General features: G+C 71.3%; 19 protein-coding genes and 2 pseudogenes. 12 read left to right on the top strand and 9 right to left on the bottom strand.

Features of this window, described 5'->3' with window-relative positions; genetic code table 11:
• Nucleotides 1–3: 3 nt before the first annotated feature.
• The 5 genes and pseudogenes from ACN27J_RS27005 (at nucleotide 4) to ACN27J_RS26985 (ending at nucleotide 5,253) form a co-directional block, all read left to right on the top strand.
• Nucleotides 4–1,374, top strand: coding sequence for an acetyl-CoA carboxylase biotin carboxylase subunit (locus tag ACN27J_RS27005; protein WP_421370482.1), 1,371 nt, complete (start codon nucleotides 4–6; stop codon nucleotides 1,372–1,374).
• A gap of 24 nt (nucleotides 1,375–1,398) precedes the next feature.
• Nucleotides 1,399–2,199 (top strand): SRPBCC family protein, encoded by an 801-nt coding sequence (locus ACN27J_RS27000; RefSeq protein WP_421370480.1) that lies wholly within the window; start codon nucleotides 1,399–1,401, stop codon nucleotides 2,197–2,199.
• Nucleotides 2,196–2,567, top strand: a pseudogene (locus ACN27J_RS26995) (cupin domain-containing protein); the annotation flags it as partial. The gene ACN27J_RS27000 and the pseudogene ACN27J_RS26995, both read left to right, overlap by 4 nt.
• Before the next feature lie 116 nt (nucleotides 2,568–2,683).
• The gene (locus ACN27J_RS26990; RefSeq protein ID WP_421370478.1) at nucleotides 2,684–3,967 is read left to right on the top strand and encodes a beta-ketoacyl-[acyl-carrier-protein] synthase family protein; all 1,284 of its coding nucleotides are present in this window, start codon (nucleotides 2,684–2,686) and stop codon (nucleotides 3,965–3,967) included.
• A gap of 44 nt (nucleotides 3,968–4,011) precedes the next feature.
• Nucleotides 4,012–5,253 (top strand): beta-ketoacyl synthase N-terminal-like domain-containing protein, encoded by a 1,242-nt coding sequence (locus ACN27J_RS26985; RefSeq protein ID WP_421372514.1) that lies wholly within the window; start codon nucleotides 4,012–4,014, stop codon nucleotides 5,251–5,253.
• A gap of 360 nt (nucleotides 5,254–5,613) precedes the next feature.
• Here ACN27J_RS26985 and ACN27J_RS26980 read toward each other — a convergent pair whose 3' ends face one another.
• The gene (locus ACN27J_RS26980; RefSeq protein WP_421370476.1) at nucleotides 5,614–5,988 is read right to left on the bottom strand and encodes a hypothetical protein; all 375 of its coding nucleotides are present in this window, start codon (nucleotides 5,986–5,988) and stop codon (nucleotides 5,614–5,616) included.
• A 53-nt stretch (nucleotides 5,989–6,041) separates the two neighbouring features.
• Nucleotides 6,042–6,947, bottom strand: a complete 906-nt coding sequence (locus ACN27J_RS26975) for a hypothetical protein (RefSeq protein WP_421370474.1) — start codon at nucleotides 6,945–6,947, stop codon at nucleotides 6,042–6,044.
• Nucleotides 6,948–7,157: 210 nt separating this feature from the next.
• On the opposite strand from ACN27J_RS26975, the gene ACN27J_RS26970 reads away from it, so the two are divergent.
• The 3 genes from ACN27J_RS26970 (at nucleotide 7,158) to ACN27J_RS26960 (ending at nucleotide 10,390) form a co-directional block, all read left to right on the top strand.
• Nucleotides 7,158–8,387: a sensor histidine kinase gene (locus ACN27J_RS26970; RefSeq protein WP_421370473.1), complete on the top strand. Its 1,230-nt coding sequence runs from the start codon at nucleotides 7,158–7,160 to the stop codon at nucleotides 8,385–8,387.
• Complete coding sequence (locus ACN27J_RS26965; RefSeq protein WP_421370471.1) at nucleotides 8,384–9,067, top strand: response regulator; 684 nt, start codon at nucleotides 8,384–8,386, stop codon at nucleotides 9,065–9,067. Before ACN27J_RS26970 ends, ACN27J_RS26965 begins: the two co-directional genes overlap by 4 nt.
• A 360-nt stretch (nucleotides 9,068–9,427) precedes the next feature.
• The gene (locus ACN27J_RS26960) at nucleotides 9,428–10,390 is read left to right on the top strand and encodes a TIGR03557 family F420-dependent LLM class oxidoreductase (protein ID WP_421370470.1); all 963 of its coding nucleotides are present in this window, start codon (nucleotides 9,428–9,430) and stop codon (nucleotides 10,388–10,390) included.
• Nucleotides 10,391–10,423: 33 nt separating this feature from the next.
• Here ACN27J_RS26960 and ACN27J_RS26955 read toward each other — a convergent pair whose 3' ends face one another.
• The 4 genes and pseudogenes from ACN27J_RS26955 to ACN27J_RS26940 all read right to left on the bottom strand — a co-directional run.
• Nucleotides 10,424–10,642, bottom strand: coding sequence for a hypothetical protein (locus ACN27J_RS26955; protein WP_278174201.1), 219 nt, complete (start codon nucleotides 10,640–10,642; stop codon nucleotides 10,424–10,426).
• 139 nt (nucleotides 10,643–10,781) lie between these two features.
• Complete coding sequence (locus ACN27J_RS26950; RefSeq protein ID WP_421370468.1) at nucleotides 10,782–11,546, bottom strand: enoyl-CoA hydratase-related protein; 765 nt, start codon at nucleotides 11,544–11,546, stop codon at nucleotides 10,782–10,784.
• 70 nt (nucleotides 11,547–11,616) lie between these two features.
• Nucleotides 11,617–13,014 carry a hypothetical protein gene (locus ACN27J_RS26945; protein ID WP_421372511.1) on the bottom strand — a complete coding sequence of 466 codons (1,398 nt, stop codon included), beginning with the start codon at nucleotides 13,012–13,014 and terminating at the stop codon, nucleotides 11,617–11,619.
• Nucleotides 13,006–14,625, bottom strand: a pseudogene (locus tag ACN27J_RS26940) (amino acid adenylation domain-containing protein); the annotation flags it as partial. The pseudogene ACN27J_RS26940 and the gene ACN27J_RS26945, both read right to left, overlap by 9 nt.
• A 238-nt stretch (nucleotides 14,626–14,863) precedes the next feature.
• Here ACN27J_RS26940 and cobF point away from each other — a divergent pair.
• The 3 genes from cobF to ACN27J_RS26925 are packed head-to-tail and all read left to right on the top strand — an operon-like array spanning nucleotide 14,864 to nucleotide 17,512.
• The gene (cobF, locus tag ACN27J_RS26935) at nucleotides 14,864–15,691 is read left to right on the top strand and encodes a precorrin-6A synthase (deacetylating) (protein ID WP_421370467.1); all 828 of its coding nucleotides are present in this window, start codon (nucleotides 14,864–14,866) and stop codon (nucleotides 15,689–15,691) included.
• Entirely contained in the window at nucleotides 15,684–16,472 is a 789-nt protein-coding gene (locus ACN27J_RS26930) for a GntR family transcriptional regulator (RefSeq protein ID WP_421370465.1), read from the top strand. The genes cobF and ACN27J_RS26930 overlap by 8 nt, the downstream gene beginning before the upstream one ends.
• A gap of 2 nt (nucleotides 16,473–16,474) precedes the next feature.
• Nucleotides 16,475–17,512 carry a helix-turn-helix transcriptional regulator gene (locus tag ACN27J_RS26925; RefSeq protein ID WP_421370463.1) on the top strand — a complete coding sequence of 346 codons (1,038 nt, stop codon included), beginning with the start codon at nucleotides 16,475–16,477 and terminating at the stop codon, nucleotides 17,510–17,512.
• Here the strand turns inward: ACN27J_RS26925 and ACN27J_RS26920 are convergent.
• The gene (locus ACN27J_RS26920) at nucleotides 17,503–18,417 is read right to left on the bottom strand and encodes an SDR family oxidoreductase (RefSeq protein ID WP_421370461.1); all 915 of its coding nucleotides are present in this window, start codon (nucleotides 18,415–18,417) and stop codon (nucleotides 17,503–17,505) included. The genes ACN27J_RS26925 and ACN27J_RS26920 overlap by 10 nt on opposite strands.
• Nucleotides 18,418–18,595: 178 nt before the next feature.
• Here ACN27J_RS26920 and ACN27J_RS26915 point away from each other — a divergent pair, with 178 nt between their 5' ends.
• Nucleotides 18,596–20,218: an RICIN domain-containing protein gene (locus tag ACN27J_RS26915; RefSeq protein ID WP_421370458.1), complete on the top strand. Its 1,623-nt coding sequence runs from the start codon at nucleotides 18,596–18,598 to the stop codon at nucleotides 20,216–20,218.
• Between the two features lie 74 nt (nucleotides 20,219–20,292).
• Here the strand turns inward: ACN27J_RS26915 and ACN27J_RS26910 are convergent, their stop codons facing one another.
• Together ACN27J_RS26910 and ACN27J_RS26905 are read right to left on the bottom strand one after the other, a co-directional pair.
• Nucleotides 20,293–21,180: a hypothetical protein gene (locus ACN27J_RS26910; RefSeq protein ID WP_421370456.1), complete on the bottom strand. Its 888-nt coding sequence runs from the start codon at nucleotides 21,178–21,180 to the stop codon at nucleotides 20,293–20,295.
• Entirely contained in the window at nucleotides 21,177–22,199 is a 1,023-nt protein-coding gene (locus ACN27J_RS26905; protein ID WP_421370454.1) for a WxL protein peptidoglycan domain-containing protein, read from the bottom strand. The genes ACN27J_RS26910 and ACN27J_RS26905 overlap by 4 nt, the downstream gene beginning before the upstream one ends.
• Nucleotides 22,200–22,250: the final 51 nt, after the last annotated feature.

Raw genomic sequence — 22,250 nt, 5'->3', positions numbered from 1 at the left:
AGCGTGTTCGAGAAGATTCTGATCGCCAACCGGGGAGAGATCGCGCTGCGGGTCGCCCGGGCCTGCCGGGAACTCGGCGTACGGACCGTAGCGGTGCACTCCACCGCGGACCGCGACTCGGCGGTGGTCCGGTTCGCCGACGAGGCGGTGCAGATCGGCCCGGCGCCGAGCCGGGCCAGCTACCTCAACGCGGCGGCGATCGTCGAAGCGGCCCGGCGCACCGGCGCCCAGGCCGTACACCCCGGATACGGGTTCCTCTCCGAGGACGCCGACTTCGCCGACATCTGCGCGGAGAACGGACTGGTCTTCATCGGCCCACCGCCGCAGGTGATGCTGGCCCTCGGGGACAAGGCCAAGGCCCGGGACGTGCTCGGCGCGGCCGGTCTGCCGCTGCCGCCGGGCAGCCGGGAGCCGGTGCCCAGCAGTGCCCACGCCGCCACGGTCGCCGCCGAAATCGGCTATCCGGTGATCATCAAGGCCGCGGCGGGTGGCGGCGGCCGGGGCATGACGGTGGTCACCGACGAGGCGGACCTGGCGCCGGCGTACCACCGGACCCGGCAGACCGCCCGGGCGGTCTTCGGCGACGACCGGGTCTACCTGGAACGGTTCCTCACCCAGGCCCGGCACGTCGAGGTGCAGGTACTCTGCGACGGCCACGGCAACGGGGTGCACCTGGGCACCCGGGACTGCTCGGTGCAGCGACGGCATCAGAAGCTGATCGAGGAGGGGCCGGCACCTACGCTGCCTGCGGCGATGCTCGACGAGATGGCCGCGGTGGCGCTGCGCGGCGCGCTCGCGGTCGGCTACGTCGGCGCTGGCACCTTCGAGTTCCTGGTCGACGAGAACGACCAGTTCCACTTCATCGAGATCAACTGCCGGATCCAGGTGGAACACCCGGTCACCGAGATGATCACCGGGGTGGACCTGGTGCAGGAACAGATCCACATCGCCTGCGGCACCCCGCTGCGGCTGCGCCAGCCGGACATCCGGCCCCGGGGCGTCGCGGTCGAATGTCGGGTCAACGCCGAGGACCCGCAACGCGGATTCACCCCGACACCTGGCCGGTTGGACCGCTTCGAGATCCCCGGCGGCCCGTTCACCCGGGTCGACACCCACGGCAACACCGGGTACGTCGTCGGACCGCACTACGACCCGCTGCTGGCCAAGGTCGTCGTCTGGGCGCCGGACCGGGAACTGGCGCTCAACCGGATGGAACGCGCGCTGAGCGAATTCGACGTACGCGGCCCCGGCGTCCACACCACCATCCCGTTCCTGCGCCGGGTGCTGGACGACGCCATGTTCCGCAAAGGACGGCTCTCGACCGGCCTGGTCGGCCGGCTGCTCGACGAGCCGTCGCAGACCCGTACGGCCTGACCACACACGCCCGAGGAGGAGCGGATGAGCATCACCGACGATCAGCCGAAGGTCACCGCCGCGGACATCACCGCGATCCTGGTACGCAACTGCGGGCTCGACCCGGCCGGCGCCGCCGACACCCCGGCGGCGTCCCTGGCCGAGCTCGGCCTGGACTCACTGGCGTTGCTGGAGCTGCAGGCCGTGGTCGCCGACCGGTACCGGGTGCGGATCCCGCCGGACAGCGCGGGCCTGACCATCGGCGAGATCGCCGAACTGGTCGCCGACGAAATCGCCGGCGACGCGGCCGCCGGGGCTGCCTCGGACACCGGCCCGTCCACAGTGGCCGCCGTGGACGCCACCGGGCCGCCGCCCGGGCACACCGAGAACAGCGTGGTGATCGCCGCCCCGTTGGATCTCGTCTGGGCGGTCACCAATGACGTCGACCGGTGGCCCGACCTGTTCACCGAGTACGCGTCGGTGCAGATCGTGCACCGGCACGGGGACACCGTGCGGTTCCGGCTGACCATGCACCCGGACGAGAACGGGACGGTCTGGAGCTGGGTCAGCGAACGCACCGCCGACCGGGACCGCCGCCGGGTGCTGGCCCACCGGGTGGAGACCGGACCGTTCGAGTACATGCGGATCCGCTGGGACTACGCGGAGGTCCCCGGCGGCACCCGGATGACCTGGGTGCAGGACTTCGCCATGCGACCGACCGCGCCGCTCGACAACGCCGGCATGACCGAACGGATCAACACCAACAGCCGGATCCAGCTGGACATCATCCGCGACCGGATCGAAACCCTGGCCCGTACCGCAGACCCCGCCGGAGGCACCCCATGAACGATCCACGGCTCGTCGCCGCCCGCGACCTCGCCGCCGACCGTCGACGCGGCGGCGAACTCCGGGTCCTGCTCGGCCCACGCACGGTCGGCAGCACCTCCGGCTTCCTCGGCCTGGCGGTGCTGCGCCCCGGCGAACGCATCGCCGAGCACTACCATCCGTACAGCGAGGAGTTCCTCTACGTCGCGCGCGGCGAGATCGTCGTCGACCTGGACGACCTGCCGGTGGCGGTGCACCGCGCCGAAGGGCTGTTCGTGCCGATGAACACCCGGCACCGGCTGCGCAACGTCAGCAAAGGGCCGGCCGAAGTGGTCTTCCACCTGAGCCCGCTGGCGCCGCGCCCCGAACTCGGCCACGTCGACACCGAGGGACCGGCGGTGCTCGGCCCCGGTCCGGACGCCGCCGGGGCAGGTCGGGACACCGCCAGGTCCGGCCCCCGGCCGGTGCCGCGCACCCGGACCACAACACCCAACGGGCACCGGCCGTGACCGCGGCCGGGTCGCTCCGGCGTACCGTCGTGACCGGTGTCGGGGTAGTCGCCCCCGGCGGCGCCACCCGGGAGGCGTTCTGGGCGACGATCACCGCCGGGCGTACCGCGACCCGCCGGATCACCGTCTTCGACCCGTCCCCGTTCCGGTCCCAGATCGCCGCCGAATGCGACTTCGACCCGGCGGAAGCCGGGCTCGGCCCGCGCGAGCGGCGACGGGCCGACCGGTACGTCCAGTTCGCCCTCGCCTGCTCGATCGAGGCGGTCGCCGACGCCGGGCTGTGCCTCGACGACGCCGGCCGGCAGCGGGCCGGGGTGGCGCTCGGCTCGGCGGTCGGCGGCACCGTGGCTTTGGAGCAGGAGTACGTGGTGGCCAGCGACGCGGGCAGCCACTGGCTGGTCGACCCGGACTGCACCATGCCGTACCTCTATCAGGCGCTGGTGCCCAGCAGCCTGGCCGCCGACGTGGCCTGCCGGCACGGGCTGCACGGGCCGGCGCAGGTGATCTCCACCGGCTGCACCTCCGGCATCGACGCGATCGGCTACGCCCACCAGTTGATCGTCGACGGGGACGCGGACGTGATGCTCGCCGGTGCCGCCGACTCGCCGATCTCCCCGGTCACCGTCGCGTCGTTCGACGCGATCGGGGCGACCAGCCCGGACAACGACGACCCGGCGCACGCCAGCCGGCCGTTCGACAACGACCGGCACGGCTTCGTACTCGCCGAAGGGGCCGCCGTGCTGGTGCTGGAGGAGCTGGACCACGCGCGGCGGCGCGGCGCGCGGATCTACTGCGAGATCGGCGGGTACGCCACCCGCAGCAACGGCTACCACATGACCGGGCTGCGCCCGGACGGCGCGGAGATGGCACTGGCCGTCGTGGACGCGATGAACCAGGCCCGGCTCAACCCGGACGACGTGTCGTACGTCAGCGCACACGGCTCCGGCACCCGACAGAACGACCGGCACGAGACAGCCGCGTTCAAACGGGCGCTCGGAGACGCGGCGTACCGGGTGCCGGTCAGTTCGATCAAATCGATGATCGGGCATTCACTCGGCGCGATCGGCTCGATCGAGATGGCGGCCTGCGCGCTCGCCATGGCGCACGGGGTGGTCCCGCCAACCGCGAACTGGCGCACCCGCGACCCGGAATGCGACCTGGACTACGTCCCGAACACCGCTCGTGAGCTACCGGTCGACGTCGCGTTGTCGGTCGGCAGCGGATTCGGCGGATTCCAGTCGGCGATGGTCTTCGCCCGACCGGAGAGGACAGTACGGTGAGCGCCGACGGCCCCCCGGCCGCGCTGCCCGGTCAGCGGGCCGCGGTGCCCGGCCGGCGGGCGGTGGTCACCGGGATCGGCGTGGTGGCGCCGACCGGACTCGGTGCCGACGCGCACTGGAAGGCGACCCTGGCCGGGCAGTTCCGCACCGGGCGGATCACCCTGTTCGACCCGGCGCCGTACCCGGTCACCCTGGCTGGCGAGGTGGCCGACTTCGACGTGCTGCAGTGGACCGACAACCGGCGGGCGGTGCAGACCGACCGGTGGACCCATCTCGGTTTCGCCGGCACCCGGCTGGCGCTGGCCGACGCCGGGCTGCCGGACACCGCCGACGACCCCGACCGGTACGCGGTGGCGCTGGCCAGCTCGTCCGGCGGCAACCTGTTCGGCCAGCGCGAGCTGCAGCGGCTGTGGAGCCGGCCCGGCCGTACCGTCGGGGCGTACCAGTCGATCGCCTGGTTCTACGCCGCCAGTGTCGGCCAGCTCTCCATCGCCCACCAGTTCAAGGGCGCCTGCGGGGTGCTGGTCGCCGAGGCGGCCGGCGGGCTGGACAGCCTGGCGCACGCCGCCCGGACCATCCGGCGGGGCGCCGACGTGGTGCTGGCCGGTGCCACCGAATGCGCGCTGAGCCCGTACGCGCTGGCCTGCCAGCTGCGTAGCGGGCTGCTCAGCACCGGCACCGACCCGGAGTCGGCGTACCTGCCGTTCGACGTCGACGCCGCCGGCTACCTGCCGGGTGAGGGCGGTGCGGTACTGGTCGTCGAGGAGTTGGGGCACGCGTTGGCCCGGGGTGCGCCGGTGATCTACGGCGAGGTCGCCGGCTGGGGCGCCAGCCACGACGCCCGGCACACCGACCGGCACACCGGCGGCGACGTCGACCAGTACGCCCGGGCGATGCGCCGGGCGCTGGCGACCGCCGGGGTGGCTCCGGCCCAGGTGGACGTCTGCCTGCCGGACGCGCTCGGCGTACCGCGTTTCGACCGGGCCGAGGCGCGTGCGGTGCGGGCGGTCTTCGGCCCGACGCCGCCGCCGGTGACCACGCCGAAGCCGCTGACCGGGCGGGCGCACCAGGGTAGTGCGGCGGTGGACGTGGCGACGGCGCTGCTGGCGCTGCGGCACCGGCTGCTGCCGCCGACCGCCGCGCCACGCCGCCCGGCCCCCGGCTGCGACCTGGACTTCGTCCGTACGCCACGGGAGTGCGCGGGGCACGCCGCGCTGGTCGCCGCCCGTGGCTTCGACGGCTTCAACAGTGCCCTGGTGCTGCGCCGTGACCCGGACTGGGAATGATCGACTACCACCGAAGCTGTGACCATTCGGGTGGTTCTGTCCCGCGACGAGGTGGTCGGCACTCAGTGGCAGTTGATTACCTGGGTATCCTGCGGCCGGAGTTCGCCGCCGCGAGCGCTCATGTCGAGCGTCAGGCGATATCGATCCGATGAATGTGCTGTCGGCACTGTCTGCTGGTACGGATCTGCCGGCCGGTGCGCACTTGTCTCCGCCGATGCAACTGGTCGACGCCCGCCGGGCCGAGCAGCGGGAGAGGCGGATCGGTGGTCACAAAACTCCATCCTGCTGCACCTGGACCGCAGCCGGGCCAGGGCATCCATGATCAGCGACGCTGCCGTGAGTGCCCTGGCCCGGAGCTTGTCAGGTACCCGCTACCGGGTAGCCATGCCACGACCCGTAGTAGTTACTGCTGCTGCCCGGTTTGTCCTCAACGACCCGGAGGTTCGTCAGCACATAGGAGAGTTCGTACGTGGTGCAGTCAACGCCCGACGTGTCGCTGCCGTAGATTACCGGTGCGGTCTGGTACGAGTTCGATGCGGTGGTGTAGTACCCCGCCCAGACCCGGTGCCCGTCGTTCTCCGCGTCACAGATGGTGAGGACCCTACCGTTGTACGAATGTAGGGCGTAGTCGTTGCCCTGGCTCACCCCGTAGGCACTCGCCGGGGTCGGTGCGGCCAACAAGGCCGCCGTGCCGATGCCGATTGCGGCCAGTAGTGCGATGATCCTGCGTCGCATAGTCTTCTCCGATCCAAGTTCCGATTGACAGACGCCCATCGATGTGTTGGCCTTCACCTCCCCTGGTCGGACGGGACGTGCGAGCTGAGAGCCATGGTGACGTTGTGCGCCCCGACGGTGAGCGACTGCTTCACCCGATCCAGCTCGTCAACGTGGGACTCAATGAGGGTTCGCTGGGACTCGGCGGTGGCATCCACCAGGGTGTCCAGATAGCCGACCGCTGTCTTGCAGGCGACGTCCGTTCCGGCCACAGCGACCTCCTGGGGCGACGGTTTCGGGGCGCGGCGCCATTGTTGGTCCCGGGCGGCACTCATCGGTGTCGAGTAGTGGTAGCCGGCCTCCGCCATGCAGGCGCTCCACGCGTCGAACATCGCGGTAACCCGGTCATCGGTGGCGGCCTCCCGCGCCGCTTCCTCCTCCAGACGCGTGACAAGCGAAGTGGTGGCCAGCGGACGGGTGTTGGCCGAGAGCTGGCGTGAGGCCTCACCCCGGCACCCCTCCGCCGGCACCGAATCGCCATCAATAGTGGATACCTGTCCGAAAAGCACCTCGGCCACATCCGCCGGAGGCTCGTGGTGGTGAGCGTGCTCCCGCGAGGCGATCAACGTCCGTGTGCTCCAGCGCGGCGGGTGGTAGCCATGCGCGACTGCCTGTGCCTCATCGACGAGCCCAAACCGCTCGGCCAGCCCTGCGGCGAGTATCGCCCGGCCGACCAACAGGTCCGAGTCGGCCGGCCCGGACCAGGTCAGGCCGAACCGGCTCAGACACGACACCTCCAGTGCCGCCTGGGCTCGATCCGCCCGCTCCTGCTCCTCCGGGCTGATCACATAGTCGTCCAGTGGCAGGACAATTGAGGTGGCTGCCCCGGGTGGCGGCAGGTCCGGGACTTCATGGGAGTGGTCCGCCTCCGCGGCGGTCCCCGAACATCCGGACGCCAACAACGCGGCAGTCAGGGTCAAGCCGGTCCACGGAAGTGCTGTCACCCGACCTCGCCGTCCCATCCTCGCCTCCTCCGGTGAGTGGCTGTGGCTGGGAACAAAGGTACGAAATCATGCCGTGCGACATCATCCATCCATCGATTGACGTATTGCTACCAGTGGTTGAAAAAGAGCACGTCCGGTAAACCCTCGTCGTAGGCGCCGCCGCCCGCCCCGTTAACCTTCGCCGGCATGCGAGCGGTAGTGCACCTGAGGCAACTTTCGGACCGGCATCCGCTGCTGGTAGATGTGGCGTTGGCGGGGGCGACCGCCGCGGTCAGCCTGGCGCTCGGCCGGCAGGATCCGCCGGAGCAGTTCCGCGAGCTCGACGGTGTGGGTTACGCACTGACATGCCTGGTCAACGCGACTCTGGCGGCGCGCCGGCGGGCTCCCAGCTCCGTACTGCTCCTGTACTGCACACTCTGGGTGGGGTATATCGCCACCGGCTACTGGCCCGTGGTGAACAGCGCGGGAGCTCTGCTGGCGCTATACACGGTGGCCGCCCACCGGTCACCCCGGACAAGCGTGACCGCCGCCGTTGTGGTGGCCACGGTATGGTTCTACGGTGGAGTCGCCCTCGGCGCCGGCTCCGCGTGGACTGCCTTGGCGCAGAGCGTGGTCTGGACTGCTGTCGTATGGCACTTCGGGAACCGCGCCCAGCAACTGGCGGAGCGCAACCGGCACCTCGCCGTACTCGCGGAGCGGTTGCGCCGCGACCGCGAGGAGCGGGCCCGCCGTGCGGTCATCGAGGAGCGGGTGCACATCGCGCGAGAGCTGCATGACGTGGTCGCGCACCACATGTCGGTCATCTCCGTGCAGGCAGGGCTGGCCAAATACGTACTCGAGTCCGACCCGGCAACCTCGCGAACCGCGCTGGAAACGGTCCTGCGGGCGAGTGGCGAGGCGTTGCGGGAGATGCGTCGGGTGCTGGCGGTGCTGCGCGTCGACGCGGACGAGGTCGACGGTGCGCCCGACGGTGAGACCTACCAACCCTCACCGGGCATCGGCCGCCTCGACGAACTGGTGGAGCGGGTACGCGGGGCGGGCGTTCCGGTCGAGGTGGTGGTGGTCGGCGTGCCGCGCCCCCTCGCGGCCGGCCTTGACCTGTGCGCGTATCGCGTGATCCAGGAGTGCCTGACCAACGTCCTGCGGCACGCCGGCCCGACCTGCGCCACTGTGACTCTGCACTACGACGCCGACCGATTCGTGGTTCGGGTAAGCGATGCGGGTCGCGGCATGGCCGAATCACGAGACGACGCCAAGCCCGGGCACGGACTAATTGGGATGCGGGAACGCGCCCGAGTCTATGGTGGAACTCTCGTCACCCGCAGCCGGCCACAAGGTGGATTCGAGGTCTTGCTCACGTTACCCACGGCGGCCGCGGAATCGGAGTGGGCTGAGCCAGGGGAGGGCCGTAGATGACCAGCGTGCTCGTCGTCGATGACCAGGTGCTGATTCGCGCCGGGCTGGCCGCGTTGATTGATGCCGCGCCAGGGCTCACCGTGGCCGGTGAGGCCGAGGACGGCCAGGCGGCGGTGATCCAGGCGGAGACTCGCCGGCCGGACGTGATCCTGATGGACATCCGGATGCCACGCCTGAACGGGGTGACCGCCACCGAACGCATCCTCGCCGACGCGACGCACCGTCCACGGGTCCTCGTGCTGACCACGTTCGACCTGGACGAGTACGTCTACGCCGCTCTGCGCGCCGGCGCCAGCGGATTTCTCCTCAAGGACACGCCACCGGAGCGCCTCATCGCGGCCATCCAGACCGTGGCGGCCGGTGACATGCTCTTCGCCCCCACGGTCACAAGACGCCTGATCGAGGCATACACCCGAGACTCCAACCTCCCCCAAGCGCCGCTACCTGACCTGCGAGGGCTCACCGCTCGCGAGATCGAGGTGCTGCGGCTGGTCGGCACCGGCATGACCAACGGCGACATCGCACGCGGACTGGTGGTCAGCGAGGCGACGGTCAAGACCCACCTACATCGGGCGATGACCAAGCTTGGCCTCGCCAGCCGAGCACAGGCCGTCGTGGTCGCGTACGAGAGTGGCCTGGTCACCCCGGGACGCGACGCCACGCCCGGCTCCCGGTCATGAACTCACGGGCGCCGCTCGCGTGCGATCGCCGCGGCCAGGCCGGCGAGCAGGGCGCGCTCGTGTGCTTATTCGCTTACTCGATCACCGAGAAGCTGAGAGTGTTGCTCCGGAACGGCGCCTCGCGGTGACCGTCTGGCCGGTCGACAGCGAGGAACGGATCGAGGTCACCCAGGACGCCACCGTCGCGGAGCCGAAGATCGGCGCTCTGATCCGCCGTCGGTCATCTCGCCGACCCGGCCCCGAAGCGGCAACTGCGGGTCGAGCACGACCGCGAATAGATCCGTCGGGCAAGGGTACGAAAACCTCGGACGGCGCCACGGTCACCGGACGTGGTGGGACCAGCAGGGGAAGGGCAGACACATGCGGATCGGCTACAAGCTGGCCACCGAGGCGTTCGGACCGGCCGACCTGATCGCCCAGGCGGTCCGGGCCGAGCAGGCCGGGTTCGACTTCGTCGAGATGAGCGACCACTTCCACCCGTGGCTGGACTCCCAGGGCCACTCGCCGTTCACCTGGAGCGTGCTCGGCGCGATCGCCGCCCGTACCGAACGGCTCGGGCTGGCCACCGGCGTGACCTGCCCGAGCCTGCGCTACCACCCGGCGATCGTCGCCCAGGCCGCGGCGACCGTGGCGCTGCTGTCCGACGGCCGGTTCACCCTCGGGGTGGGTGCCGGCGAACGCCTCAACGAGCACGTCACCGGGGAGCCGTTCCCGAGTGTGCACGGGCGGCACGAGCGGCTACGCGAGGCGCTGGAGATCATCCGGCTGCTCTGGTCCGGCGGCTACCACACGTACCAGGGAAAGCACCTGCAGCTCGACGACGCGCGAGTGTTCGACCTGCCGCCGACCCCGCCGGTGATCGCGGTGGCCGCCAGCGGCTCGGAGTCCGCCCGGCTGGCCGCCGAGCTCGGCGACGGACTGTTCGCCACCGAGCCGAAGGGCTCGATCGTCGAGCACTACCGGCGGGCCGGCGGCGCCGGACCGCGCTACGCCGAGGTGCCGATGGCCTGGGCGGTGGACGAGGAGCAGGCGGTCAAGGCTGCCTGGGAGTCCAGCCGTTGGGCGGTGACCGGCTGGAAGGTGATGAGCGAGCTGCCCAACCCGGTCAACTTCGAGGCGGCCTCGGCGATGGTCGACGCCGACGACATCGCCGCGCACTTCAGCGTAGGGCCGGACCCGGCGGTGCACCTCGATGCGGTCAAACCGTACGTCGACGCCGGCTTCGACCACATCGTGCTGCAGAACGCCGGGCCCGACCCGGACGGTTTCCTGGACTTCTTCGAGCGAGAGCTGGCCGACCGGCTGCGAGGGCTCGACCGGTGACGGTGGCCGGCTCGGGCGTCGGCGCCGCAGTTGTCAGGCGCGGGCCGGGCCGGAATAGTCGGGGGCGACGTAGACCGGCAGCCGCTCGCCCTGACTGCGGGCGTAACGGCGGGTGTAGGTGACGGGCTTGACCCCGGGTCGGAGCGGCACCGTGTACTGCGTTGGCAAGGTGTCCGCGGCAGCGGCGAGGCGGCGGGGCGTCACCTCGCGACGTTGGTCATGCCACGGGCCACCCAGGAAGAGAACCTTCATATGCCGATCCTTGCCGGTTCAGCCAGCCCGCGCCTCATCCGTACGCACAATAACTATCAAATCCCGCCGGATCCGTCCGTCGCAGCTGGCTGGCCGGCCGGCCGGTGACAGCCCGGCCGGCCAGTGAAGCCCGGTCGGCTCAGCTGCCGGTGAACCGTGCCGGCCGTTTCTCCAGGAACGCGGACATCCCTTCCGCCCGGTCGGCGGTGGCGAACAATCCGTGGAAGACCCTCCGTTCGAACAGCAGGCCCTCGCGCAGTCCGACCTCCTGCGACCGCTGGACCGCCTCGCGGGCGGCGGTGACCGCGAGCCGGCTGTGCCCGGCGATCACCGCCGCCGCCGACCGGGCCTCGGCGAGCAACTGATCTGCGGGCACGATCCGGGACACCAGGCCGCACTGCTCCGCCTCCCGGGCCGGCATCATCCGCCCGGTGAGGATCAGATCCATCGCCTTCGCCGTGCCGACCAGCCGGGTCAGCCGCTGGGTGCCGCCGATCCCGGGAATCACCCCGAGGGTGATCTCGGGCTGACCGAACCGGGCGTCCTCGGCGGCGAACACCAGGTCGCACATCATTGCCAGCTCGCAGCCGCCGCCGAGTGCGTAGCCGGCGACCGCGGCGATCTTCGGCGTCCGGAACGCGGCGAACTCCTCCCAGCCGGCGAAGTGATCGGCCGTCATCGCCTGCACCGGGCTCATCGCCGCCATCTCCCGGATGTCGGCGCCGGCGGAGAAGAAGCCGTCGGACCCGGTGATCACGAAACAGCCGATGTCCGGGTCCCGGTCCAGCGGTCGCAGGGTCGCAAGAAGTTCGTCGCAGAGTGCGGTGCTGAGTGCGTTTCGGGTCGCAGGCCGGTGCAGCCGTACGGTGACCACGCCACCGTCCCGCTCGGTCGTCAGGTGCATGTCGGTTCCTCCAGTCGGGTTGCAGGATGGTGGGTCGGATGGTCCGTGTTCAGTCGGCCCGGTCCCGGTTTCACGAGTCCCAGATAGCGCCGTAGGCGGGGATCCCCCGGCGCTCCAGCCCGTGGACCACCTGCCGGGTGAGCTTCTGGTTGGCGATACAGATCACCGCTTCGGCACCGGTGGCCCGCCACGCCTGGAGCGCCAGGGCCACCATGTCCGGCTTGCCGCGCCGCGCGGTGTCCCAGATGGTGGCGTCGGGCTGCACCCGCAGGATCTCGTCGACCAGCTGGTCGCCGTAGGTCGTCCGTGGGCTGCGGGTGGACCAGACCAGGTGCGCCGGTACCTTGCCGGCCAGCAGATGCGGCAGCACCGGCCCGATGCCGCTGCCGGTGGCGACGTACACCACCCGGGTGAACAGGGTCTCGATGTTGGCCACGCCGGCGGTGGTGATGCCCTTGACCCAGATCCGGTTCGGCGGGTCGTCGATCAGGGCGCCGGTCCAGTCGCCGGCCCGGGAGACGGTCAGTCGGAAGCCGCGCTCACCGGGTGCCGGCACGTTGGCGAACGAGTGCCATTCGAGCAGCGGACGGCGGCTGATCGCGGTGGACGAGCCGGCGAACGGGGTGGTGTGGCCGAACGTCAGCAGGGCCACGTGGTTCGACGGCCGGTCCACCTGCACCGGTACCCGGCGCAGTCGCAGCCACGGCAGGGCGACGCTCACGGTGAGCAGGGCAAGGGTCCACAGCGCCGGCGAGCCGAGCAGCGCGCCAGCCAGCGGCGTACCGTCGCGGGCACCGTCGACGACCAGCACCGTCTGGGCCCACAGGAGGATCAACGCGGCCCACCCGCCGAACCGGTGGACCCGCTCGAACAGGTCGTGCCGGCGGCCGCGGACCGGCGGCAGTGCGGTCGCCACCAATGCCAGCAGCAGCGCGATCAGCAGGTAGGACAGCACCAGTACGGCGGTGACGGCCCGGTCGGCCAGCGCCTGCCGGGTCAGTTCGGCGACGTACCCGGCGAACCAGGCGGTGCCGGCGAGTGCGCCACCGACGTGCAGCCCACCGAAGTGGTACACCTTGCCCAGCCCCCACCGCAGGCGCAGCGGCCACCGGGTCGGCGCCCGGGTGGCCAGCCAGAACAGCAGGTTGATCACGTACTGCTGGCGGATCAGCACGGCCAGGGCGACGTTGGCCAGAGCGGCGTAGGACAGGTTCGCCAGGCCGCCATCGGCCGCCCGCCACCAGCCACCGGTGGTCAGCGCGTAGTACAGCAGCGCGGCGTTGCCGACCAGGACCAGGGCGGCCAGCCGGTGGTACGGCATCAGCCGGGGGTGGCTGAGAATCCGGCGCGCCCACGGCAGCGGAGCCGGTGGATCGGACGGAGTCGAATGGCTGGGCGGGGCCGGACTGCCGGGCAGGCCCGGACTGCCGGACGGAGCCGGTGGATCGGACGGAGTCGGGCGGTCCAGCGACCGGCGCAGCGCAGCCTTGTCGATCTTGCCCCGGTCGGTCACCGGCAGCGCCCCGAGGGCGTGCACCCGCTCGGGCACACAGTAGTACGGCAGGGTCCGGGCGACCGCGTCACGCGCCGCCGTCGGGTCGACGGTCGCCGGGGCGACGAACGACACGAGCGTACGGTCGTCGACCTTGATGGTCGCCGCCCGACGGCACCCCGGCACCGCTTCCAGGACGGCGGAGACCGAATCCAGCTCGACCCGGAACCCACGGACCTTGACCTGGTCGTCGGTGCGGCCGAGATGCTCCAGCTCACCGTCGGGGGTCCAGCGCCCGAGATCCCGGGTACGGAACATCATCCGTCCACCGCCGAGGAACGGGTCCGGGACGTACCGCTGCCCGGTGAGCTCGGGATCGCCGAGGTAGCCGACCGACACGCAGTCACCACCCGCCCACATCTCCCCCACCTCGCCGATCGCACAGGGCCGGCGGTCGGCGTCCAGCACGTACACCGTGTTGTTCGGGGTCGGCCGGCCGATGGTGAGCCGTTCGGAGGCGGGGTCGTGCCGGTGCATGGTGTTGACGATGGTGGTCTCGGTCGGTCCGCAGCCGTTGTAGAAGACCGCCTGTCGGGCCCACCGGTCGGCCAACTCCCGTGGGCACGGCTCACCCGCCACGGCGACCACCTTGACCCGGCGGCACCGGTCCGGGTCGACGGTGCCCAGCACGCTCGGGGTCGCGACGACCACGTCCACCGTCTCGACCGTCGCCGCGATGTCCTGTCCCCGGACGGCCAGGGTGCCGCCGTGGCTGAGGCATCCGAGGATCTCCCAGGCAGCCATGTCGAAGGCGATGTTGAGGATCTGCCCGACCCGCCATCCCGGCTGGATGCCCAGGTCGCCGGGGGCGGTCAGGAGCAGGTTGCACACGTTGCGGTGGGTGACGGTGACCCCGTTGGGCCGGCCGGTGGTGCCGGAGGTGAACAGCACGTAGCAGCCGTCGTCCGGGCTGGTCAGGCCGGCCGGGACGACCGGGTACGCCGATTCCGTCAACGGCTCGGCGAGCAGTTCGTCGACGGCGATCAGCGCCCGGCCCGGCAGGTGCGGCAGCTCACCGACCGTTTCGGTGCTGGTCAGCACGATCCGGATCTCGGCGGTCTCGGTGACATGCCGCAGGTGGGCCTCGGTGGCCACCCCGGCGTGCTGGGGCACGTACGCGGCGCCGGTCTTCAGGGTGGCGAGGATGCCGACCACCATGGGGATCGACCGGCGCATGAACACGCCGACCCGGTCGCCCGGACGTATCCCGTGGGCGATCAGCCGGGCGGCGAGACGGTCCGCCTGCTGGTCCAGTTGTCGGTAGGTGATGCGTTCGTCGAGGTGTTCGACGGCGACCGTGTCGGGGGTGAGGACGGCCCACTGTTCGATCGCGTGCTGGATGTGGGTGGAGCCGGTCGGCTCAGCAGGGCCGTAGCCGAATCGGCGGAACAATTGTCTGTCCTGCTCGGACAGGATGGCCAACGGTCCGGTGCCGACCGCAGCAGCGGCGGTGCCGGGAATGCCGCGTTGCCGCACGGCGCTGGCCCGGGAGCGGGTCGCCGGGAGGGCGGAACCTCGCTGTGACATGACTGCCCCTTTCTCGATGTCGGGGCACCGGCCAAGGAGGACGGTGCGCTTCTCCTCCATCGAACCGCGCAAGTGGTCATTAGCCCACAGACAGTGATGATCGGTAATAAATACGTAAGAGGCGTAAGAAAACGGTTAAGACGGGCGGATCTTGGCGGAAGTCCCGCCGGCACGCGTTGCGCTGCCCGCTGCGCCCGCGACTACCGCCGCCCGGTCGAGGTGCGGCACACTCCCCCGGGTGCGAGAGATACTGATCATCGGGATCGGGGCCGGCGATCCCGACCACCTGACCGTGCAGGCGATCGAGGCGCTGCGTCGGGTCGACGTGTTCTTCCTGCTCGACAAGGGTGCGGTCAAGCAGGACCTGGCGGCGTTGCGGCAGGAGATCCTGCGCCGGCACACCACCGGGGCGTACCGGGCGGTCGAGATCGCCGACCCGGAGCGGGACCGGACCGCGGTGGACTACCAGGCCGCGGTCGAGGACTGGCGCCGCCGCCGCGCCGACCGCTTCGCCCAGCTGATCCGCGACGAACTACCCGACGGCGGCTGCGGCGCCTTCCTGGTCTGGGGCGACCCCGCGCTGTACGACAGCACCCTCGCCATCCTCGACGACCTGCGGGATCGCGACGTCGTCGAGTTCGACCACCAGGTGATCCCGGGGATCAGCAGCGTCGCCGTGCTGACCGCCCGGCACCGGATCGCACTGAACCGGATCGGCCGCCCGGTGCAGATCACCACCGGTCGGCGGCTCGCCGACGAGGGCTTCCCGGCCGGCGTGGACGACCTGGTGGTGATGCTCGACGCGCAGTGTGCCTTCACCCGGTTCACCGCCGCCGACGGCATTGACATCTACTGGGGGGCGTACCTCGGCACCCCGGACGAGATCCTGATCGCCGGCCCGGTGCACCGGGTGGCCGACCGGGTCGTCACCACACGCGCCGAGGCCCGCCGCCGCAAGGGCTGGATCATGGACACGTACCTGCTGCGGCGTACTCTTGTCCAGACAACCGGACAGCACCAGAAGACCGGACAGCAGACACGAGACGATCAGGCAGACGATGACTGACCAGGCCCGGCCGGTCGACCGGGACAGCCCGATGCCGCTGTGGGCCCAGCTGCACGACGACCTGGTCCGCCGGTTGACCGCCGGCGGGTTCGCCGCCGGCTTCCCCGGCGAGCACGAGCTGGTCGACGAGTACGGCGTCAGCCGGCACACGGTACGGGAGGCGTTGCGCCGGCTACGCCAGGCCGGGGTGCTGGACTCGGCCCGGGGCCGACGGACCGCCGTCCATCAGCAGCGGATCGAGCAGCCGCTCGGTGCCCTCTACTCGCTCTTCCACGAGGTGCAGGCGCGGGGAATGCGCCAGCGCAGCGAGGTACTCGCCCGCGACCTGCGGGTCGACGTCGCCGTCGCGGCCCGGCTCGGGCTGGACCCGGACACCCACTTCGTACATCTGGAACGGCTCCGGTTCGCCGACGACGAACCGTTGGCCACCGACCGGGTCTGGCTGCTGGCCGAGCTGGCCCGGCCGCTGCTCACCACCGACCTGACCGGTACCGGCATCTACAGTGAGCTGGCCGGGCATGGGGTCCGGGTCACCGACGGCGAGGAACGCATCCACGCCATCGTGCCCACCGCCGAGCAGCGCCGGCGGCTGGGCGTCGGCCGGGGCGTCGGTCTACTCGCCGTCGAACGGATCGGCCGGGCCGACGGGCGGCCCGTCGAATGGCGGGAGACCTTCGTCCGTGGCGACCGGTTCAGCCTGGTCGCCGGCTGGGCACCGCACCGGGCGTACCAGTTGCGGGTGGCCGACGGATCCCCGTTGCGCTCACCCGCCGGGCGCTGACCGTGCGGGTCGCCCGGTTGATCTCCCTGGTCCTGTTGCTGCAGTCCCGGGAGACGATGACCGCTGCGGAGCTGGCCCGCGAGCTGGAGGTTTCCGAGCGCACCATCTACCGCGACGTGCTGGCGCTGTCCGCCGCCGGGGTGCCGGTCTACGCCGACCAGGGCCGGGCCGGCGGGTACCGGCTGCTGGACGGCTACCGGACCCGGCTGACCGGGCTGAGCCGGGCCGAGGCGGAGACGCTGTTCCTGTCCGGGCTGCCCGGACCGGCCGATGAGATGGGCCTCGCCGACGTACTCGGGGTAGCCCAGCTCAAGGTGACCGCCGCGCTGCCGGTCGGGCTGCGCGACGCCGCCGGCCGAGCCCGGCAGCGGTTCCATCTGGACGCGCCCGGCTGGTTCCGGCAGGCCGATCCGCCGCCTGCGCTGGCCGACCTGGCCCGCGCCACCTGGCAGGACCAGGTGGTCCGACTCAACTACCGGCGGAGCGGCACCGAGGTGGTCAGAACGGTGCAGCCGTACGGTCTGGTGCTCAAGAACGGCACCTGGTACCTGGTCGGCAGAGTCCCCGAGGTCGGCCAGGTCAACAGCGTCGGCCAGGTCAACGACGTCGGCCAGGTCAACGACGGCTACCGGATCTACCGGGTGGACCGGATCGCCGCAGTCGAGGCCACCGGCGACGTCTTCGACCGCGACCACCGCTTCGACCTGGCCGACGTGTGGGCGGCCGGCACCGCCAACTTCGTCCGCAGCATCCTGGTCGACGAGATCGTCGTACGGCTGAGTCCGGCCGGGCTGCGGGCGCTGCGCTGGGCGGTGGAGGCACCGGCCGCCCAGGCAGCGCACGAGGCGGCCGGGCCACCCGACGGTCAGGGCTGGGTGCACACCCGGCTGCCGGTCGAGTCGCCCGACGTGGCGTACAGCCAACTGCAGGCGCTCGGTCCGGAGGTGGAGGTGCTCGCCCCGCCCGCGCTACGGGACCGGATGCGCGACGCCGCCCGCCGGCTCGCCGCGCTGTACGGCGACACCGCCGGTCAGCGGTAACCGGTGGTGTCCGCCGGCCGGCCGGTCTCGACGACCTCGACGATATAGCGGTACGCGTCCGGGCTGCTGCCGTCGACGTCGGTGAAGCCGTACTCGCCGGCCAGCTGCCCACTGGACAGTGACCGCCCGGTGAACCGGGACACCTGCGGATCGGCGGCGAGCGCGACCACTGCCCGACCGACCAGCGCCGGTGTCTCGGAGATGGCGAAGTGCGGGTCCTTGGCGGTGCCGTCGCGCCAGTTCGCCTCGGTCACCCCGAAGTGATCCAGCATGGCCTCGGACCGGATCCAGCCCGGGCTGAGCGCCACCGCTGTCGCGCCGTACGGCCGCAGCTCCTCGGCCTGGGCGAAGGCCAGCCGGATGACGGCGTTCTTGGCCGTGTCGTAGAAGACCGACTCGCGGTAGTGGGTGCCGTTGTAGTCGGCGGTGCCGTCGGTCATCTCCACCACCAGCCCGCCCGGCTGGCGGATCAGCAGCGGCAGCGCGTAGTGGCTGGTGATCAGGTGGGTGTCGATGGCGAGCCGCAGCGTCCGCAGGCCACGGTCCAGCGGCTGCTCCCAGATCGGCGACTCGAAGTCGGTCAGATGGTCGGCCCCCCAGATGTCGTTGACCAGCACGTCGAGCCGGCCCTGTTCACGGTCGATCCGCTGCACCAGGGTACGGACCTGGTCCGGTTCCAGGTGGTCGGTCGGCACCGCGACTCCGGTGCCGCCGGCGGCGTCGACCAGTTCGGCGGTCTCCTCGATCGTTTCCGGGCGGTCCATCTCGGAACGTTGCCGTCGGGTGCTGCGGCCGGTGACGTAGACGGTGGCGCCGGCGGCACCGAGTTCGATGGCGATCCGCCGGCCGGCGCCGCGGGTCGCCCCGGCGACCAGTGCTGTCCTGCCGTTCAGTGGTGTGGTCATGCCGCTGACGGTGCCAGCAAAACCTGACATCCGACGTCAGCTTTTCCAGAAAACAGCAGCCTTGTTGACTCCATCGAATAGGGTCGATACATTGCCGTAACAATAGGAAAACCCTTTCCCCGCGTCGCTGTGGGGGCACGACCAGGCAGAAGCAGTCTCCGACAACCCAGGAGGTTCCATGACAGCCACCAGATGGCGGCGCTGGCGTACCGGCGTCGTGGCGCTCGCCACGACCGCCATGGTCGCCACCGGCGCAGCGGTCGGCATCCAGCACGCGGCCGCTGCCACCGTCGACACCAACGCCTGGTACGTGCTGGTCAACCGGCACAGCGGCAAGGCGATCGACCTGTACAACTGGGCGACCAACGACGGCGCGCCGATCGTCCAGTGGGCGCGCAACGACCAGGCCGTTCAGCAGTGGCAGTTCGTCGCGGCCGGCAACGGCTACTACAAGATCCGGTCCCGGCACAGCGGCAAGTACCTGGAACTGCCCAACGCCAACGACGGCACCCAGCTCGTCCAGAACTCCGACAACGGCAGCACCCGCCAGCATTTCGGGGTGCTGGACTCGGACAGCGGTTACGTCCGGTTCGTCAACCGGCACACCAGCAAGGTGCTGGACGTGTGGGAGTGGTCCACCGCCGACGGCGGGATCATCTCCCAGTACCAGGACCTCAACGGCTGGAACCAGCAGTGGCAGATGGTCCGGGTCGACAGCGGCGGCCCGCCGCCGACCACCCCGCCGCCGTCCGGCGGCTGCGGGTCCGGCTCGTTCAACGCCGAGGCCGTACAGAACGGCTCGACCTGGACGGCACGCAACGGCGGCAGCACCGTCTACACCGGCTCCAGCATGCTGTCGGCCATGCAGGCGGCGGTGAACAGCCTGTCCGCCGGGCGCAACAGCAAGCAGAAGGTGATCGTGCGTGGCTCCGGGTCGATCAGCGCCGGCTCCCGGCTGTCGCTGCCGTCGTACACCGTCCTGGAGGTCTGCGGCACGGTCAACGTGACCGGTTCCGGCTCCGGTGACCAGGCGGTGGTCTACGCCCGCGGCGTCACCGACGTCGAGGTGACCCGGCTCAACATTACCGGCAACCCGCTGTACGGGATCTTCATCCGCAACGGCAACAACATCACCCTCGGCCAGATCGACATCCGGGTCACCGCCGGCCTGGGCATCCGGATCGACAACCACGGCGACCGCAGCCAACGGTCCCGCAACGTGCGGATCGACAACGTGTACGTGCAGGGCACCAGCGCGCACGGCGTCGAGACGTACGGGGTCGACGGGCTGACGGTCGGCACCGTCACCGCCCGCAACACCGGCTACTCCGGCCTGATCCTCAACGACACCATCAACGCGACCGTCGGCACCGTCGACGCGCAGGGCGCCGGCACCGGCACCGGCTACGCCGGGTTCCGGATGGCCAACCGCAACGGCCGGGTCGGCAACAGCTACCCGACGAACATCCGGGTCGGCACGGTCATCGCCCGGGGCGGCGGCCGGGGCATCTTCTGCGTGTCGGAGTCCGGCGGCGCGGTCATCGACCGGATCGACATCTCCGGCACCGGCAGCAACTCGATCCTGCTGGAGAACTGCTACAACGTGAACATCGCGGCGGTCTCCGGTTCGGTCAACGGCTCGGACGTGCGGATCGCCTCGCGCACCGAGTTCCCGGTGTCGCGCGACATCACCCTGCAGAACCTGACGCTGACCAATTCGCAGATCAACGAAAACCCGTGCGGGCAGAACATCGTGATCCGCAACATCGCGCTGAACAACTCGACCATCAACCGCTGTTGACGGGCCGGCCGGCGCGGCGGCACCGGCGGGTGCCGCCGCGCCGGCTCACCCCGCCAGCTGGCCGCCGGGCCGGCTCAGCCGCCCGGCTGGCCGGCGCGCCGCCACCCGACGAACTGCCGTACCAGCAGCACCAGGATCAGCAGGCCGGCCAGGGCGGCCCAGCCCCACGGATACCGTTCGGTCTGCACCTCGAACTCCACCGCGGCGGAGCCGCCGACCATCTCCGCCGTGGTCAACCGCCCCAGTACGGCGTACCGGCCGTACAGCGGTCCGTCGACCGGCACCACGATCCGGACCGTTGTGCCATGCCCTGCCGGCAGCGGTGCGATGTCGGTCCCCTCGACCACTGATGTCGCGCGGCCGGGCCGGCCGGTCAGCAGGGACAGCTGCACCGCACCGACCTCGGCGGTGCCGTCGTTGCGCAGGTCGACGTCGATGGCGATCTCGCCGCGCAGCGCGAACAGCGCCGACCAGGTCCGCTCGGCCGGTGCCACGCTCACCCCGGCCAGCCGGAGCCCGGCCCGATCGGGCCCGGCCGGGGCAACCGGCGCGGTCAGGTCGGTGACGTCGATCGCGGCGGTGCCGGTCACCGGTACCGCCACCGCGTACTCCGTCTCCGGGGCGAGGGCTCGGGCGCGAACCACGCAGGGGCAGGCCACCGGCGGCGCGGCGACGGTGAGCTGGGCGGCGACCGGCTGCCGGTCGGCGACGTACAGCTGCCGGGCCGATCCGGTGGCGCAGTCGAGCGCGCCCCGGCGGGCCTGGTTGCCGCAGATCTCCAGCTGCACGGTGCCGGTCGGCCAGCCGGTCAGGGTGACGCTCACCGGCACGCCGACGAGGGCGTCGGCCGGTGCGACGGCGACCTGGGGCGCGGTGGCGGTCGCGGGTGCCGACGGCAGGCCGCCGGCCCCGGCGACCAGGACCAGGGCCAGGGCGCACACCGAGGTTCGCCGGCCGGTCACGGCGCGGTGCTGGTCGGGGCGGTGCCGGAGGCCGTGCGGCGGGTACGCCAGCGGCGTACCCCGAACCACCCGGCGAGGGCGACGATCGCGGCGAGCAGCAACCACGGCGGCGCCCAGACACCGGCGGTACGGGTGACCGGCGGCAACGCCACGTCCACCGTGGTCGGGGCCAGATCGACGGTGGCGGTCAGCCGCAGCGCCGGCGGTACGCCGGTGATCCGCTCGGTCACCGTGAAGGTGCTGCCGGGCAGCAGTTCGGGCAGGTCGACCGGATCGGTGCGGGCCAGCTCCCAGCCCAGCGGGCCGTCCAGCAGCACCGCTCCCGTACCACCGACGCGGATGTTTCCGGTGTTGCGCACCTGGTAGGTGACCTCCACGTCACCGTCGCCCAGCGGGTTGACCGGGTCGTCGTAGCTGATGCTCATCGATTCGACGTTGACCGCCGGGCGGACCGGGCCGTCGACCCGCAGGTAGACCCGGGCGGCGACCCGCTGGTCGACGTTGACCTGCTGGCCGCTGGCGTCGGTACGGAGCTGGGCGATGGAGCCGATCACCCCGCCGGCGTGGTCGCCGGGTGTCGCGTTGGCCGGCACCGTCAGGCGGAACGGGATGTCCAGCCGTTTCCCGGCCGGCACCGCGTACTCCCGCTGGTCGAAGTGGATCCAGGTGCCGACGTCGGTGGCCGGTTCGTCGGCCGGGAGCAGGGCGAACGCGCCGTCGTCGGTGAGGAACCCGTCGGTGCCGTACACGGTGAACGTCCGGTCCTGGTCGCCGAGGTTGCGCACCGCGACGTGGTCGGTGATCTCCGCGCCTGGGGCGAGGTCGTAGACGAAGTAGTTGCGTCCGGTCGGCCCGTCCGCGCTGGACGGCTGCACCGCCCAGGTGACCGCGGCGGCCGGAGCCGGACCGGCCGGCTGAGCGGCGGCCGGGGTGGCGCCGGGCAACGCGAGCAGTCCGGCCACCAGCAGGCCGATGGCGGCGCGGCGGCGGTGCGGGCGACGGGTGGGCGGGGCGGACATCGGGCGCTCCAGTCGGGCCGGTGGCCGGTGCGGGACCGTCGCGGCCCCGCA

Origin of the sequence: Solwaraspora sp. WMMB762, assembly GCF_049179115.1 — a bacterium.
Classification (GTDB): domain Bacteria; phylum Actinomycetota; class Actinomycetes; order Mycobacteriales; family Micromonosporaceae; genus Micromonospora_E.
The sequence above is the reverse complement of the archived record's forward strand: the minus strand, read 5'-3'. Positions and strand labels throughout refer to the sequence as shown.